Annotated in this window: 17 protein-coding genes and 1 tRNA gene; 8 read left to right on the plus strand and 10 right to left on the minus strand. The window is 58.6% G+C overall.

Going from position 1 to position 15,979, the window contains the following annotated elements; genetic code table 11:
- Positions 1–27 precede the first annotated feature (27 nt).
- Together ACU0FH_RS16810 and ACU0FH_RS16815 are read left to right on the plus strand one after the other, a co-directional pair.
- On the plus strand, positions 28–267 hold the full coding sequence (locus ACU0FH_RS16810; RefSeq protein WP_446195808.1) for a hypothetical protein: 240 nt from the start codon (positions 28–30) through the stop codon (positions 265–267).
- Positions 264–494 carry a hypothetical protein gene (locus tag ACU0FH_RS16815; RefSeq protein WP_446195810.1) on the plus strand — a complete coding sequence of 77 codons (231 nt, stop codon included), beginning with the start codon at positions 264–266 and terminating at the stop codon, positions 492–494. The genes ACU0FH_RS16810 and ACU0FH_RS16815 overlap by 4 nt, the downstream gene beginning before the upstream one ends.
- A gap of 247 nt (positions 495–741) precedes the next feature.
- Here the strand turns inward: ACU0FH_RS16815 and ACU0FH_RS16820 are convergent.
- Together ACU0FH_RS16820 and hemE are read right to left on the minus strand one after the other, a co-directional pair.
- Positions 742–818: transfer RNA gene (locus ACU0FH_RS16820), tRNA-Met, on the minus strand.
- Between the two features lie 55 nt (positions 819–873).
- Positions 874–1,905: a uroporphyrinogen decarboxylase gene (gene hemE, locus ACU0FH_RS16825; protein WP_446195811.1), complete on the minus strand. Its 1,032-nt coding sequence runs from the start codon at positions 1,903–1,905 to the stop codon at positions 874–876.
- A 103-nt stretch (positions 1,906–2,008) separates the two neighbouring features.
- Here hemE and hemC point away from each other — a divergent pair, with 103 nt between their 5' ends.
- Genes hemC through ACU0FH_RS16840 form a run of 3 tightly spaced genes read left to right on the plus strand, consistent with a single transcriptional unit; the run spans position 2,009 to position 3,680 of the window.
- The gene (hemC, locus tag ACU0FH_RS16830) at positions 2,009–2,956 is read left to right on the plus strand and encodes a hydroxymethylbilane synthase (RefSeq protein ID WP_446195812.1); all 948 of its coding nucleotides are present in this window, start codon (positions 2,009–2,011) and stop codon (positions 2,954–2,956) included.
- 15 nt (positions 2,957–2,971) lie between these two features.
- On the plus strand, positions 2,972–3,322 hold the full coding sequence (locus ACU0FH_RS16835) for a Lin0512 family protein (protein ID WP_446195813.1): 351 nt from the start codon (positions 2,972–2,974) through the stop codon (positions 3,320–3,322).
- Positions 3,315–3,680 (plus strand): Lin0512 family protein, encoded by a 366-nt coding sequence (locus ACU0FH_RS16840; protein ID WP_446195814.1) that lies wholly within the window; start codon positions 3,315–3,317, stop codon positions 3,678–3,680. The genes ACU0FH_RS16835 and ACU0FH_RS16840 overlap by 8 nt, the downstream gene beginning before the upstream one ends.
- Positions 3,681–3,685: 5 nt before the next feature.
- Here ACU0FH_RS16840 and hemF read toward each other — a convergent pair whose 3' ends face one another.
- The 4 genes from hemF to clpS are packed head-to-tail and all read right to left on the minus strand — an operon-like array spanning position 3,686 to position 6,755.
- Positions 3,686–4,579, minus strand: coding sequence for an oxygen-dependent coproporphyrinogen oxidase (gene hemF / locus ACU0FH_RS16845; protein ID WP_446195815.1), 894 nt, complete (start codon positions 4,577–4,579; stop codon positions 3,686–3,688).
- A 7-nt stretch (positions 4,580–4,586) separates the two neighbouring features.
- Positions 4,587–5,387 (minus strand): SDR family NAD(P)-dependent oxidoreductase, encoded by an 801-nt coding sequence (locus ACU0FH_RS16850; RefSeq protein WP_446195816.1) that lies wholly within the window; start codon positions 5,385–5,387, stop codon positions 4,587–4,589.
- Between the two features lie 44 nt (positions 5,388–5,431).
- Positions 5,432–6,427, minus strand: coding sequence for a class I SAM-dependent methyltransferase (locus ACU0FH_RS16855; RefSeq protein WP_446195817.1), 996 nt, complete (start codon positions 6,425–6,427; stop codon positions 5,432–5,434).
- A gap of 7 nt (positions 6,428–6,434) precedes the next feature.
- Positions 6,435–6,755 carry an ATP-dependent Clp protease adapter ClpS gene (gene clpS / locus ACU0FH_RS16860; protein ID WP_233145568.1) on the minus strand — a complete coding sequence of 107 codons (321 nt, stop codon included), beginning with the start codon at positions 6,753–6,755 and terminating at the stop codon, positions 6,435–6,437.
- A gap of 119 nt (positions 6,756–6,874) precedes the next feature.
- On the opposite strand from clpS, the gene ACU0FH_RS16865 reads away from it, so the two are divergent.
- On the plus strand, positions 6,875–7,573 hold the full coding sequence (locus tag ACU0FH_RS16865) for an HAD family hydrolase (RefSeq protein WP_446195819.1): 699 nt from the start codon (positions 6,875–6,877) through the stop codon (positions 7,571–7,573).
- Positions 7,574–7,786: 213 nt separating this feature from the next.
- Positions 7,787–9,265 carry a D-alanyl-D-alanine carboxypeptidase family protein gene (locus ACU0FH_RS16870; protein ID WP_446195820.1) on the plus strand — a complete coding sequence of 493 codons (1,479 nt, stop codon included), beginning with the start codon at positions 7,787–7,789 and terminating at the stop codon, positions 9,263–9,265.
- Positions 9,266–9,328: 63 nt separating this feature from the next.
- On the opposite strand, the gene ccoS is transcribed toward ACU0FH_RS16870, so the two are convergent.
- The 4 genes from ccoS to ccoG are packed head-to-tail and all read right to left on the minus strand — an operon-like array spanning position 9,329 to position 13,586.
- Positions 9,329–9,487, minus strand: a complete 159-nt coding sequence (ccoS, locus tag ACU0FH_RS16875) for a cbb3-type cytochrome oxidase assembly protein CcoS (protein WP_238372417.1) — start codon at positions 9,485–9,487, stop codon at positions 9,329–9,331.
- The gene (locus ACU0FH_RS16880; RefSeq protein WP_446195821.1) at positions 9,484–11,688 is read right to left on the minus strand and encodes a heavy metal translocating P-type ATPase; all 2,205 of its coding nucleotides are present in this window, start codon (positions 11,686–11,688) and stop codon (positions 9,484–9,486) included. Before ACU0FH_RS16880 ends, ccoS begins: the two co-directional genes overlap by 4 nt.
- A 6-nt stretch (positions 11,689–11,694) precedes the next feature.
- Complete coding sequence (locus ACU0FH_RS16885; protein WP_446195822.1) at positions 11,695–12,153, minus strand: FixH family protein; 459 nt, start codon at positions 12,151–12,153, stop codon at positions 11,695–11,697.
- A gap of 2 nt (positions 12,154–12,155) precedes the next feature.
- Positions 12,156–13,586 (minus strand): cytochrome c oxidase accessory protein CcoG, encoded by a 1,431-nt coding sequence (gene ccoG, locus ACU0FH_RS16890; RefSeq protein ID WP_446195824.1) that lies wholly within the window; start codon positions 13,584–13,586, stop codon positions 12,156–12,158.
- 206 nt (positions 13,587–13,792) lie between these two features.
- Here ccoG and ACU0FH_RS16895 point away from each other — a divergent pair, with 206 nt between their 5' ends.
- The gene (locus ACU0FH_RS16895; protein ID WP_446195826.1) at positions 13,793–15,973 is read left to right on the plus strand and encodes a M10 family metallopeptidase; all 2,181 of its coding nucleotides are present in this window, start codon (positions 13,793–13,795) and stop codon (positions 15,971–15,973) included.
- Positions 15,974–15,979: the final 6 nt, after the last annotated feature.

A 15,979-nucleotide genomic window follows, 5' to 3' on the forward strand; every position in this document is an offset into this window, starting at 1 on the left:
ATCATACCCAGATTGGAGAACAAGACAATGACTAATGACAACGCCGACTCAGCGACCAATACCGGCTTGCCCGCTCTCTTAGCATACATCCAGGAGGTTCAGAACAGGGCGCACCGACTGGCAGAAGCGCTAGAAGCCGTGAACTTTATGGAAAACCAAGGCGGCTGCGACAGCGGGCGCTATGCCGTTTCCATGATAGCCCAAGATCTGGCCGAAGAGATAGCAATCAAGCTCGACAGCATCAATCTACCGGGAGCAACGGCATGACAAACGTAATGGGAACCGTCGGCGGCGTTGAGATAACGGACAACTCAGCTCGAATTCTTGAAATTTATAATCAATTGGATGATGTTGGGCAGCTCATCATGCATGCGTACGTTAAGAAACTTAACGAACACGAAGGGCCAATAGATGACGTTCATAATTGGGCAAAAGACATAATGTCCCGTTACCGCAACGGAGATGAAATCTACGCTTCCGACCTCGAAATATAGGTAAATCCCGGCTGGTTTCTATCGCCAATGATAAGGCTGAGGCTGCGTGAGCGGCTCATGGGGAATCCGGGCAAATTCTTGGCGCATTGTAAATTTGGAATGGGCAATCAAAGCAGGTCCCGCGTTATGTGGGGCCTTTTTCATTTCATCCACTATTCAGGAATCAAACTAGGACGAATTTGTTACCTAGAGTGTTACCTAAAGAGACTACTCAGTTTTCGAATATCAGCTAAGCCATTGATTTGCTTGGTAGCGGAGGAGGGACTTGAACCCCCGACACGCGGATTATGATTCCGCTGCTCTAACCAACTGAGCTACTCCGCCATAAGCGAGGCCGGACGTAAGGCAGGTGGGCCGGGCCGTCAAGCCTGAAATCACACTATTTCGCCCGAACCGTATCGATCATGATCTGAACGTTATCAGGGTCGGCATCCGGCGTGATACCGTGGCCAAGATTAAAGATATGCGGGCCGCCGGAAAAGGCATCTACAATGGCGCGCGTCTCGTCGACAAGCGCCTGCCCCCCGGTCACCATGTGCGACGACGCGAGATTGCCTTGTACACAACCGTCGCGCTGCACGCGTTCCACCGCCCAGTCGAGATCGACGGAATTATCGAGAGCGACACAATCCGCGCCGGTCGCCTTGGCAAAGCCCTCGTACTTCGGTCCGGCTTCGCGCGGGAAGGCGATGACGGGAATGCCCGGATGACGCGCCTTGAGCTCGGCGATGATTCTCGCGGCCGGGGCAAGCGCATATTTGTCGAATGCTTCGCCAGAAAGTGACCCGGCCCAGCTATCGAAGAGCTTGACGCATTCCGCGCCTGCCGAAATCTGGCGCGACAGGTATTCTATGGTCGCCTCGGTGATCAGGTCCAGCAGGGCTTCGAACACTTGGGTATCTTCCTGCCGCAGCAAGTGCGCAGGTCCCTGATCGGGCGTTCCCTTGCCCGCGATCATATAGGTCGCAACCGTCCATGGCGCACCCGCAAAGCCGATCAGCGTCGTGTCCGACGGCAGCTCCCGCGACAGGATCTGCACTGTCTCGTAAATCGGGCCCAGCGTGTCGTGAATGTCATCAACCGGTTTCAGCGCATCCAGATCGCGCTGCGACGTGATGGTCGACAGACGCGGCCCCTCGCCGGTCACGAACCACAGATCCGCGCCCAGCGCCTGCGGGACCAGCAGGATATCCGCAAAAAGAATCGCCGCATCGAAATCGTACCGGCGGATCGGCTGAAGCGTTACTTCGGCCGCGAGTTCGGGGTTGTAGCAGAGCGACAGGAAGTCCCCGGCTTTTTCCCGCGTGGCGCGGTATTCGGGAAGATAGCGGCCTGCCTGCCGCATCATCCAGATCGGCGGGGTTTCGAGAGTTTCGCCCGCCAAGGCGCGCAACAGTTTCTTCTGGCTCATATCGCCCCCCATGAATGCTTTTGCGATGGGTCGCGGCCAGAGAGCGAAATGTCAAGCGCCAGACCAGTTGTCACGCTTCGTTGCGACGATTAGAGACAGGTACATGACAACTGAACTCCCCTCCCCCGCCACCCCGCTCAGGATCGGCACGCGCGGCTCTCCGCTCGCTCTTGCGCAAGCGCATGAAACCGCCCTGCGGCTTGGCAATGCCTTTGGCCTTGAACCGGATTCATTCGAAGTCGTGGTGATCCAGACCACCGGTGACCGGGTACAGGACCGGGCGCTGCGCGAAATCGGCGGCAAGGGGCTGTTCACCCGCGAGATCGAACAGGATCTGCTGACAGGCAAAATCGACATCGCTGTCCACTCGATGAAGGACATGCCGGTCCTGCAACCCGAGGGACTCCTGCTTGATACTTATCTGCCGCGCGAGGATATGCGCGACGCCTTCGTCTCGCTCAAAGTCGGCTCAATCGCGGAACTGGCCGAGGGTGCGGTTGTGGGAACATCCAGCCTGCGACGGAAATCGCAGCTGCTCCACCGACGGCCCGACCTGCAGGTTGTCGAATTCCGGGGCAACGTGCAGACCCGCCTGCGCAAGCTGGCCGACGAAGTCGCCGAATGTACCTTTCTGGCGATGGCAGGGCTTAACCGGCTTGGCATGACCGATGTGCCAGCTCGTGCCATCGACGTCGACGATATGCTGCCCGCCGTAGCGCAGGGTGCCATCGGCATCGAACGCCGTTCAGACGATACGCGCGTCGCGAAGCTACTCGAAGCGGTTCACGACGCAGAGACCGGCAAACGCCTTACCGCTGAACGCGCCTTTCTGGCCGCGCTCGACGGCTCCTGCGAGACGCCGATCGCGGGATTGGCCGAACTCCACGGCGGTAAGTTGCGCCTGCGCGGACAGGTGCTTCGCCCCGATGGATCAGAAGCGATTGACGACGATCAGACCTGCCCGGTGGAAGACGGCGCCATGCTTGGCCGGGAAATGGCCGTTAAGCTACTCGACTTGGCGGGTCCGGATTTCTTCGACTGGCGAGAATAATTTGAGAGGATTGCGATGACCCGCGTTCTTACCGAATTCGGCATGGGGACGTCCCTGCGCAGAGGGGATTACACCGAAGCGGCGCGTCGCGGCATCTCAGACGCTCTCTGGCACAATTCGATCAACATGGCGGAACTGTTCGGCTTCGACAAAAGCGACATGCACATCCTTGTCGAAGTCGGCGTTCAGAGGCCCGAAGCCGTCGATACTGAGGCACTGCTTGGTATCTTTCCCTATGGCAAGCCGGAAATCCGGGTAGTTGCGGGAGGTCTCGACATCCCACGCCCCGACGGCGATGGCAATGCAACGGTCATCGCCAACGTCGCACTTTCCGTAAGTTTCGCTATGGAACAGGCAAATGACTGATCAGCGCGTCATCATCGAAATGGGTATGGGCAACGACCAGTACGGTCAGGATTATACCAAGGCTGCCGACCGGGCTATCGAAGATGCGATCCGGCATTCTTCCCTGCCGATCATCAAGTCGCTGAGCATAGCGGAGTCCGACATGCGCGTGTCCGTCACGATAGGCGTTCAGCGGCCCGAGCAGGTGGATACCGACCAGCTTTCAACCAAACTGCCCCACGGAAAGGTAACAGTCCAAGCCGTCAAGGGCGGTCTCAACGTAGAAAACCCCCAAGCCGGTACGGTGATCGTCATCGCAAGCGCGGCGGTCGAGGTTTTCCTGCCGCCGCAGTCAGGCTGGAAACTTAAAGACAGCTAAAAGGCTCAGACCCATTTCGCCAGTGGCGGCAAGCTCATGAGCACCGCGTTGGCATCATGGCCGGTCTCAAGACCGAACTTCGTACCCCGGTCATAAACGAGGTTGTATTCGGCATAGAGCCCACGATGCACAAGCTGTGCATCCTTGTCAGCCTCATCCCATACCGTCGCCCGGCGCTTTCTGACCAGAGGCACATAGGCAGGCAGAAAGGCGCGCCCGATGTCTTGGGTCAGCGCGAAATCGGCATGCCAGTCGCCGGTCGAATAGTCGTCCATGAAAATACCACCGACGCCTCGCGCCCGCTTGCGATGCGGGATGTAGAAATACTCATCCGCCCATTCCTTGAACCGGGGATAGTGGGCTTTCCCATGCGGGTCGAGATGCGCCTGCTGCTCGCCATGGAAATGCGCAGTGTCCTCTTCGTATTCGATACAGGGGTTCAGGTCGGAGCCGCCGCCGAACCACCACGCGTGCGGGGTCCAGAACATCCGGGTGTTCATATGAACTGCAGGCACATGCGGGTTCTGCATATGCGCGACAAGGCTGATCCCGCTGGCCCAGAACCGGGGATCCTCCGTCATTCCCGGTATGCCCTTGCGCGCCGCCATGGCCATCTGCGCCCGCTCGCCAAGGGTGCCGAATACGGTCGAGACGTTCACGCCGACTTTCTCGAAAACGCGACCACCGCGCATCACGCTCATCAGGCCACCACCCGCGTCCAAGCCGTCGCTCGACTCTCGCTTGGTCGGTGTGACATCGAAACTGCCCGGCTCGGCGTCCGACAGCGGCCCCTCGTCGTGGCTTTGCTCTAATTCTTCAAAGGCATCTACGATTTCGTCTCGCAGCTGTCGAAACCACGCCGATGCCTCGGCTTTTTCGGATGTGAACTCTTCTGCCATGCCACCCTCAATGCGCGGGTGCGGGCACGGCGTCAAGCAGGGTCCGACCGCCGTCGACCGTCACGATCTGACCAGTCATAAAGCTGGACGCTTCCGAACACAGGAACTGCACCGCCTCTGCCACTTCGCTCGGCGCCGAAATCCGGCCGAGCGGCGTGCATTCTTCGATCTCTGCACGATAGGCGCGGTTTTCCTTCAAAAAGGTCTGCAGGGAATTGCTCATGACGGAACCGATCGCGACCGCATTCACCCGGATACGTTGCGGTGCAAGCGCGACCGCTAGCGAGCGCGTCATCTGGTCGAGCGCCGCCGCGCTGATGGAATAACCCATCAGTTCCGGGTGTGTCCGCCGTGCGGAAATCGAACTGATGTTCACGATGGAACCGGCGATACCCTCGGTACGGCCCTCGGCCTGTTTGATCATGCGCTTGGACACCTGCTGGCTAAGCCGCAAAGCTGGCATGACATTGTTATACAGCATCGCCTGAACGGTTTCGTCATCGCCATCCAGCGGATCCGTCATCTGGATCTGGCGCGCGCCGTTCACCAGAATGTCGATCTGATCAAAGGAATCCAGAGTGGCGGAAACAAGATTGGCAATCGTCAGCTTTTCCCGCAGATCGCCGGCAAAAGAGCGGATATTTCCTTCTTCGAGCTGCTCTCCCAACTCGGCGACCAAAGCCTTTTCGTCCATATCGGCGAACATGACATTTGCGCCTTTTTCAGCAAACAGCCGACCGATGGAGAGACCGATACCATTGGCGGCCCCTGTGACGATGGCGGTTTTACCGGCGATGGAAAAGGACATGACAGCCTCCTTGGCTCACGGCATTTGCAGGAGTTTACCGGGGATTAGCGCAGCGAACGGATCGGGCGTTTTGCATGAAGGACCTTGAACCTGTTGTCGCCTGCTGGCTCTGTTACCTCTGCGAAGCATTCCTTCAAAACGGCCTCATAAGCAAGATGCCGGTTTGCAACCATCCAGAAATGACCCGACGAAACAAGGATACGAGACGCCCTTCGTATGAAATCCCGCCCCAGATCGGCGTCGACCTTTCGCCCGGTGTGGAAGGGCGGATTAGAAACGACAGCGTCAATACGTTCCGTTGGTTCCCAGTCGCGTGCATCCGCCCAGTGGAAGCGGGCACGCGGATCGGTTACGTTCTGCCTCGCACATGACAGCGCGTCATGGTTGGCTTCGACGAGATCCAGCGTCTCGATGCCATCGTCTGTAAGCATCGCAGAGGCGAGGAAACCCCACCCCGCCCCAAGATCGACCACATGCCGCCCAAGCTTGCGCGGCAGCGTCTTGGCAAGCAGCGCCGAGGCCGGATCGATACCGTCTGCCGAAAATACACCCGGCGCGGTCAGGAATTCGCCGACCCGCTGCTCGCCTGAAACAAGCCAGTCCGCAACCGCATAGGGATGTGAACCCAGCCAGAACAACTTACCATGCGCCTTGGAGAGCGCGGCCGACGCATCGGTTCGCTTGCGGAGGTCCTTGTAAATGCTGTCGATGCCTTCGGTCTTTGCGCCGTCGATTACGACCGTGTCTGTGCTCTTTTGCATCGCGAGCGCGATCAGGGAACGTGCCTGCACCTTGGCCTTCGGCAGGAAGACAATTGAAACAGCGACCGGATCGACGATATCCTCTGTCGAGGTCCTCACGTCGAAACCGGCATTTTCAAAGAACCTGAAATCAGGAAAATTCGGCTGCACGATCACGACCCGGCCCTGGTCGAGCATCGAGAGGTCAGTACCGGCGAAAGGGTGGAAGACGGCGATCCGTCCCTCGGACGGCAAGGCCAATCCGCCCTCGGAAAGGGCAAGGCTTAGTCGAAGTGACATGAAAACGTCAGTCTTCTTTTTCCATCGTACATTGCAACGGATGCTGATGGCGGCGCGCGAAATCCATGACCTGACCGACTTTTGTCTCGGCTATTTCGTGGCTGAACACGCCCACGACCGCCAGCCCTTTCTTGTGAACGGTCAGCATGATCTCGAAAGCCTGCGCATGGTTGAGACCGAAAAACCGTTCGAGCACATGAACCACGAATTCCATTGGCGTGTAGTCGTCGTTCAGCAGCAATACCTTGTAGAGCGGCGGGCGCTTTGTCTTTGGACGCGTTTCCACGATGACGGCATCATCGGTACCGTCATCCTGTTTGTTCGACATCGAAATTTGCAAAAGCGTCATGGCAGGAACTGTTCAAGTCGACATTGGTGTGGGATATCAGGGTGTATATAACCCTAACACAGGTTTATTAAAGACCAATGTGTCTGCTGGGGGGCGACATGCAAAAAATTACCACTGTCGGTTTCGATGCAGATGACACGCTTTGGCACAACGAACGGTTCTTCCGGCTCTCACAGGACAGTTTTGCCGAACTTCTCGGGGAATTCGCTGAACCGGATCATCTGAACGAAAGACTATTGGCTGCAGAAAAGCGCAACCTTGCGCGCTATGGCTTTGGCATAAAGGGGTTCGTTCTGTCGATGATCGAAACCGCGATCGAAGTCACCGATTCGCAGGTTCCCGTGGCGACGATCGGTAAAATTCTCGACCTCGGGCATGAGATGCTCGCGCACCCTATCGATCTTTTACCGCATGCGGCTGAAAGCGTATCCGCGGTGGCTCAGACACACAGGGTGATCCTGATCACCAAGGGCGATTTGCTCGATCAGGAACGCAAACTTGCACAGTCCGGCCTGGGTGAATTGTTTCAGGCGGTCGAAATCGTGTCGGACAAAACGCCGGATCGGTACCGGCGAATCTTCGAACGTCACGGAGACGGAAGCAACCGGGGCATGATGATCGGGAATTCTGTCAAATCCGATGTGACGCCGATGCTGCAGGCCGGAGGATGGGGCGTGCATGTGCCGCATGAGCTTGTTTGGGATCTTGAACATGCAGACCTGCCCGCCGACAGCGACCGTTTTCACCAGCTACCAACGCTTGCCCCGCTGCCTGAATTGCTTCGGGAAATTGGATAGGGTTTGAACGGCAAAAACCACAATTTTGACACAATCGCTGGTATGGTTGCCGATTATTTAGTCACCCCCAGATGTAGCTTTTTCTCGGCGCCGAATTTCCGCTCAATCGCTCAACCGACGGGTTTATTTTAGTTATTTCTTATGGTACTTTGATCACAACTTAAAAGGTCAGCCGGAAAATCGGCGACATGAGGCAGACAGAGGCAATTTATCGTGCAGGTACGGCGCATCAGCCCGGCCCGGATGGGCGTGTATTTTTTCGCAGCAATCTGGTTCCTTGTGATCCTTCCGATCAGCGTTATGGCTGCGCCATACGCCGATTATGTCATCGACGCCCGAACAGGCGAAGTGCTGCACTCCACGAACGCCGACACGCGGTTGCATCCGGCCTCGCTCACCAAGATGATGACGCTCTATGTCGCCTTCGAGGCTATTCGTAACGGCGAGATCACCCTTGATACCGAGGTCCGGATTTCCAAGCACGCAGCCTCCGAACCGCCGTCGAAACTGGGCCTGCGCTCTGGGCAGACCATCGCCTTTCGCTACCTGATCCGTGCTGCTGCCATCAAATCCGCCAACGATGCGGCCACGGCAATCGGCGAGGCCATCAGCGGCAGTGAGGCCGCATTCGCCCGGCGCATGACCCGCACCGCACAAGCGATTGGGATGACGCGCACGACATTCAAGAACGCGCATGGCCTGACCGAGGAAGGGCATCTGTCCACTGCCCATGACATGACGATCATGGGGCGGCACCTGCTTTACGATTACCCGCAATACTACAATCTGTTCTCGCGCCAGTCCGCGCATGCGGGGATCAAGACTGTGACCTCGCATAACCGGCTGTTGCGCAGCTACAAGGGCGCTGACGGCATCAAGACCGGCTATACCCGTGCGGCAGGTTTCAACCTCGTCGCCTCTGCCGAACGCGGCAACGAACGCGTCATAGCAACTGTTTTCGGCGGAAAATCGACACCAACACGCGACGCGCGCGTCGCCGAGCTGCTTGACATCGGCTTCCGCCGTGCCCCCTCGCGCGCACCGCTGCGCAAGCCCGATCGCCCCAACTATGTCGCAGGTGCCGACGATTCCATTCCGACCGGAAAGTCGATCCGCGTCTCGGGGTTGGTCAAATCCAGCCTGCGTCCGGTGGCCAGAACCGTGCCTTCGATCGAAGTTGCGCAGGCCGTGGTCGATACGGCAGTCGAGGCGAGCTCCACCCTGCAAGCGGGTATCGATGCCGCCGTTGCCGGACTGGGCAGCGCCGCGCAACCGGCCAAGCCCGCACCCAAGGAAAAGCGCCCGTCCGACGCCGCTTCGCTGGTCGCTTCGGCCTCAGTTTCGGATGACGCGGTGCTGCGTCCTACCGCTCGTCCTCAGGATCTCATCCTCGCTTCGACAACGCCAACAGAGGAAGCCTCTCAGGAAATCGTGACCCGCCTGTCCACCTCAGGCGGACACCATTGGGGGATCAACGTCGGCCGCTATGGCAGTCGGTACGAGGCGGAAAAAGTGCTGCTTCAGATGGCTCTTACGGAAATGGCGACGCTTGACGGCACCCTGCGTAAAGTCGTGCAATCACCGCGCGGGTTCGATGCCAACTTCCTTGGAATGACACGCGAGAGCGCCGATCTCGCCTGTCGTCGCCTTCAAGCCCGCAACGTCTCCTGTTTCATGGTCGGCCCGAGCTGAGCCAAAGCAGGCTGCTTTCGGACATGCTCTCCCGGCTTACGAGCTGGGAAGGCGGGGACCGGCTCAGGTCTTGGGATGATCATCCCATTCGTCTGAAAGGATGCGCCTGCTGTCCCCTTCCGGATCATCATACTGATTAGACCGGACCGTATAAATAAAAGCGGCAAGCCCGACTGCCCCAAGCGTCACGGATATCGGTATCAGATAACTCAGGACGTTCATTTCGCCCCCCTCAGTCTCAATGCGTTCAGCGAAACGGTAATCGAGGAACTCGACATCGCAAGCGCCGCGATAAGAGGCGTCGCAAGACCGGCGACCGCCAAGGGCACCGCAATCACATTGTATACCGTGGCAATGCGAAAGTTCTGCCGGATGCGCTTGGTCGCGATCTTCGCAGTCTCGCAAGCCCCGGCAATCACACTCAGGTCCTGATTCAGCAGTACGATATCCGACGCCACGCGCGCAGCATCCAGGGCGGACGCAGGCGAAATCGACACATCCGCCGCAGCAAGCGCCACCGTATCGTTCAGCCCGTCTCCGACCATAAGAACCTTTTTGCCCGATGCTTTCCAGTCTTCGATACGGGCGGCCTTTTCCTCTGGCAATGCCTCGGCCACCCAGTCGGTGATGCCCAGCCTGTTGGCCATCGACCGGACGACTTCAGTGGTATCACCCGAAATCAAAGCGATGGATGTGCCCTGATCCAACATCGCTTTCACTGCTTCCTCGGCACCGGGACGCAAGCTGTCCGAAAACAGGAACGCGCGCGGTGGCCGGTTCTTGCCAATGCTCAACCATGTCGCCGTATCGCCCGTGGAGTCCGCATCCAAACGCTCGGCGCCAACCCATGACGCCCGGCCGAGCCGAACAACCCTACCATTCATTTGACCGGTCGTACCATAACCCGGCACCTCTGCAATCGAGGTAACGGGCGCGGGCACAACATGCGCATCTTCAAAAGCTTGAACCAGCGATTGCGACAGAGGATGCGAAGACGCCTGCGCAAGGGCCGCAGCGACTGCGAGCTCGTCGCTGCTGAAATCCGACAGGTTCCTAAGTTCCGGTTTGCCGGTCGTCAGGGTTCCGGTCTTGTCGAAAACCACGTGGTCCACCGCCCCCAACCGTTCCAACGCCGTCGCGTGCTTGATAAGCATCCCCTTGCGAAACAAGCGCCCAGAGGCCGCTGTCGTTACCGCAGGTACCGCCAGCCCAAGCGCACAGGGGCAGGTGATGATCAGGACCGCCGACGCGATGTTAAGAGCGACGCGCATGTCCCCTGCATACAGCAGCCAGCCCAGAAAGCTTGCCGCCGCGAGGATATGCACCAAGGGCGCATAAAGCCGCGCCGCCGCGTCTGCCAGTGAATTGTACTGTGCCCGGCCCGATTCCGCGACGGCAACAAGGTCGGCCAGCCGATGCAGAGAGGTGTCGCGACCGACCGCCTCGGCACGGACCCGAAGAGGCCCCGTGAGATTGATCTCACCCGCGCTAACTTTCCGGCCCGGTTCGGCAAAGACCGGAATGGTCTCTCCCGTCAAAAGCGACCGGTCAATTTCCGACCGCCCTTCGACGATCTCCCCATCAACCGGCATCCTTGCGCCCGGTCTGACCAGCAAAAGATCGCCAAGCCTCAGCTCCGCCACCGGCACCTCTCTCGGTTCCGGACCTCCCAACAGCAACGCACGCGGCACTTCGAGCGCGCTCAGTTCTTCGGCGGCGGAACGGGCAATTGCCCTTGTCCGATGATCAAGGTAGCGCCCGGCGAGAAGGAAGAACGTCAGCGTCAGCGCCGCGTCGAAATAGGCATGCGCGCCGGAAAGCGATGTCTCCCATAGCGACGTCACCAGCGCCAGCAGGATCGCCAGCACGATGGGGACATCCATGTTCAGGCGATGGGCGCGCAGCGCTGACCAAGCACTATTAAAGAAAGGCTGCGCGGCATAGGCGATCGCCGGGAGAGTTATCGCCGCCGAAATCCAGTGAAACATGTCGCGCGTCGCATCCGTCGCCCCGGACCACACCGAAACCGACAAGAGCATCACGTTCATCGACGCGAACCCCGCAACGGCTAGTCTTGTCAGCAGGGCGCGCCCGGCTAGATCGGTTTGCGTCGCGCCAAGGCTCGCCGTGTCCAGCTCATGCGCCTCAAAGCCCAGATCCTTGAGCCGTTCGATCAATACGCCGGGCATGACACTAGGGCCGGCATCAATCAGGACCCGCTTGAGGGTCAGGTTGACCCGGGCGGATTTGACGCCATCGATCCCCGCCAGCCCACGCTCGACCGAGGTGATGCAGTTCTGGCAATGGATGGTCGGCAGGGATAACGCCAGTTGCACCTTTTCAGGCGGCTCTGCGACCGCTGCAGCCGGCGCGGCAACGCATCCAGGGCAGGCGATGATCGCATTTGGCGCTTCGTCTCTCATTCCTGTTCAGCCTCTTACGTGCAGGATGACCCGCTGCCTGAACTCGACTCCGTTGGCCGCTCGTGCCGTCATGCGGATGTTCCAGTTTCCGGGTCCAAGGTGCACCGGTGCCACATAGGCGTTGCCGTTGAACACAAAGTCCGGCTCGACATCGTCCCGCACATGGGTGGCGCGCCCAAGAACGGCGTGCAGCTTGGTCACCTCGACCGGCTTACCCTCTTTATCGGTGATATCCAGCTGCACCTCACCTTCACGTGCGCTGGCGTAAATTGACCAGCCCAGAGCTTCCTGCGCCCGGCGCTGGCGGTCGAAAAGCTGGCTTTCCACGTAGGAGTTCTTGGTCTCAAGCCCAGGAAAGGTTTCGACGGCGCTGAACGCGAGCACAAGGTTTACCCCGATGATGACTCCAAAGGCTCCGATGAAAACGGCCGCGGCATGCCAGCCAGTGAATTCACGTTGCGCCATCGTCAGGACTCCTTGCCATTGAACGTTGTGTCTCTGTAGGCCCGTTCGCCTGTCTTGCTGTCTTCGACCCAAAGCCGGAAGGGAGAACTCTCCTGCATCGCCGGCTCGGTGCCCAGCGGGGCGATGACATAGACTCGCTGCAGGCTGGTTGTATTGGCCGGCACATCTACGGTCTGGCCCTCCTGCCCCTCAAGTTGAACCACAAGGTCGTCGTCTTCGGTCAGGCTCAGGATGAATTCGCGCGCCTCGCCATTCTTGTTGCGCATCCGTACGTCATAGGTGTTTCGGATAGACCCGTCCGACAGGGTGACGAATGTCGGGTTCCGGACCGGCGCAACCGTCATTTCGATGTCGGCGCGAATGAAAAGCGCAAAGACCAGCCCGATGCCGACCAGCGACCACAGGGCCGTATACATAATCGTACGCGGGCGCAGCACGTGTTGCCAGATGGGGCGCGGCGGCTTCCCGGATCGCTCGCGGGGCTCATCCGACAAGGCCATGTAATCGATCAACCCGCGCGGCTTTCCGGTCTTGTCCATAATGTCGTCGCAGGCGTCGATGCAGAGCGCACAGGTGATGCACTCCATCTGCTGTCCTTCGCGTATATCGATCCCCATCGGGCAGACGTTGACGCAGGCCATGCAATCGATGCAATCGCCCTGCTCTGCACCCAATTTCACCTCGGCCGAGTGTTTGCGAGGCTCGCCGCGCCAGTCGCGATACCCGACGACAAGCGTATCTTCGTCCATCATTGCCGCCTGGATCCGTGGCCATGGACAGGCGTAGATACAGATCTGTTCGCGCATGAAGCCGCCGAAAACAAAGGTGGTCAGCGTCAGAACACCTATTGTTGTATAGGCAATCGGCGCCGCCTGCCCGCTTACCAGATCGCGGGCAAGAGTCGGGGCATCCGCAAAATAGAAAACCCAGGCCCCACCTGTCGCAAGCCCGATCAGCAGCCAGACAATCCACTTCGTCAACCGCAAACGAACCTTACGCAGGTCCCATTTCTTTTGCCTGTGCAGACGCAGCCGGGCATTGCGGTCACCCTCGATCCATCTTTCGACAAGGATGAACAGGTCGGTCCAGACGGTCTGCGGACATGTATAGCCACACCAGACACGCCCCAGCGCCGAGGTGAACAGAAAGAGCCCAAGTCCCGCCATGATAAGCAGCCCCGCGACGAAATAGAATTCGTGCGGCCAGATCTCGATCCAGAAGAAATAGAATCGGCGGTTCGCCATATCCAGCAGAACAGCCTGATCGGGCAGGCTCGGCCCCCGGTCCCAGCGAATCCATGGCGTCAGGTAGTAGATCCCCAATGTGACAGCCATGATGATCCATTTAAGGTTTCGGAATTTACCTGACACGCGGCGCGGAAAAATCGGCTCTCTCGCGGCGTAAAGGCTTGGCGGTTGGCTTGCTTGGGTCACGATACTCACATCGAATGCAGAATTTCTGATGTTTGTATTTCATGCCAAGCACCGGCGCTCTTTGACATGGGTCAAAAAAAAGCATTCCGAAGTCAGCTTTGCGTCGAATGCCTTGAAACCACATTTCACGGCATTGCCACATTCAGAGGCTGAAATTGCCTGAATCAAACCCGACTACCAGAACGGTAAAACGTGGGTAGTTAAGTATGTGTACGGTATGTTCGGCGATCCGCCACCCTGTAGTCCCTTGCGAATATCAGGGCATCGTCTCTGCTAAGGAAATAACCGAGGTCGCAGAGGCCGCGGACGGTATTTCCACCACCTACGGAATCTCGGTCGGCGACAGGTTCACCGGCGTTCTGAACGACAGCTCGGACGCCGACTGGATCAGTGTCTCGCTGAAAAAAGGTGTCGTCTACGATATCGCAGTCAACGGTTCCGCCGATCTGACCGAAATCCTGTCCGACCCGGTCATGAAGATCTACGGCGCCACTGGCAATTACCTTGCCGAGAACGATGATGGCGGCAAAGGCACGAATTCCTTCCTTGCTTTCGAGGCCACTGCAACTGGCACGTTTTTTATCTCGGTCCAGGGGTATTCTGGCGCCACGGGTGGTTACGAAGTTCTCGTCGATGTGCAGGCGGGTGAGTCGCAGGCGCTGCCCGGTGCAGCGCCGATCACCGCCGACCTCGATACGCTGGCCGACTACCTGATCGAAGGCTACTGGAACGATGATGGAGGCACCGCGCATCACTTCGATACCAGCGCCAGCAACATCATCACCGTGAATCTCGACGCATTGACCACGGATGGCCAGAAACTCGCCAGGTGGGCGCTCGAAACATGGGAAGCCGTCGCGGATATCGACTTCATAGAAACCGCGGGCAGCGCCCAGATCACCTTTGATGATGAGGATAACGGTGCCTATGCCACCTATTCGGCTCTCGGCGATACGACCAGCTTTGCCGAGGTTAATGTCGGTCAGGACTGGCTGAACGAATACGGCGTCACCATGGGAACCTACGCTTTCCAGACCTTCATCCATGAAATCGGCCATGCACTGGGGCTTGGCCATCTGGGCGATTACAACGGCGACGCGACCTACGGCAATAACAACACTTTTGCCAATGACAGCTGGCAGGTCTCGGTGATGTCCTATTTCGATCAGGACGAGAACACTGAAACCGATGCAAGCTATGCAACGCTGATCACGGCCATGGCCGCGGATATCGTCGCGGTGCAGGAGCTCTACGGTGCCGCAACCACCGGAAGCATTAGCGACGGCGATACCGTGTACGGCGTTGGCCATACGCTTGGCGACAGCTGGCTTGGCCAGATCTTTGACGTCATGAACGGCAACCCGAATGACAGCGTCTTCGAAGATACCTACGTCGCCTTCACCATCTACGACGCCAATGGCCAGGACAGGATCAATTTCTCCCAAGACTATTTCGATCAGGTCGTCGATCTGAACCCTGAATCCGTCTCGGACGTGCTCGGCAGCACCGGCAACATGTATATCGCACGTGGTACTCTGATCGAGGAATACGACGCAGGAAACGGCGACGATATCGTCGACGGCAACGCGGCCAACAACGTCATACGCGGCAACTGGGGCTCGGACAGGCTGCGCGGAGGAGACGGCAAGGACAAGCTGTTCGGCGGCGACGGCGATGACATCCTTGAAGGCGGTGCAGGCAATGACAAGCTGAACGGCGGCAGCGGATCCGATCGTCTTGATGGCGGCGACGGGAAAGATACCGCCATATTCCTTGGCGAAAGCAGCGGAATCACGCTGGACCTCCAGGATTCGGATCTGAATGACGGCGCAGCGCTAGGCGATGTGCTGGTCGATATCGAACGGATCATCGGCACGGCCCATAACGACACAGTCTGGGGAGATTCGAATGACAATCTCTTCAAAGGCAAGAAGGGCAATGACACCTTCTACGGACGTGACGGTGACGACAAGCTGCTTGGCAACGCAGGCAAAGACGATCTCGACGGTGGGGCCGGGAATGACATCCTAAAGGGTGGCAACCGTAAGGATACGCTGATTGGCGGCGAAGGCGACGACCGGCTGATCGGCAATGGTGGCAGCGATACGCTCTCCGGCGGGTCCGACAATGACACGCTGAGCGGCGGCCGAGGCAAGGACACCTTCATCTTCTCCGGCGGCATGGATGTCATCACCGACTTTCAAAATGATCTGCTCTGCTTTGACGAAAGCCTCTGGAGCGGATCCGCGCCGGCCACATGGGACGTTCTCGCGCTTGCCAGCGTTTCCGGCGGCGACACGGTCTTCTCGATTGATCAGAACAGCAGCCTGACACTGCAGAATTTCACGGATGTCGACAGCCTGTGGGACGTTCTGACCATCGTCTGACGGGCT

The organism is Heliomarina sp. (assembly GCF_052826185.1).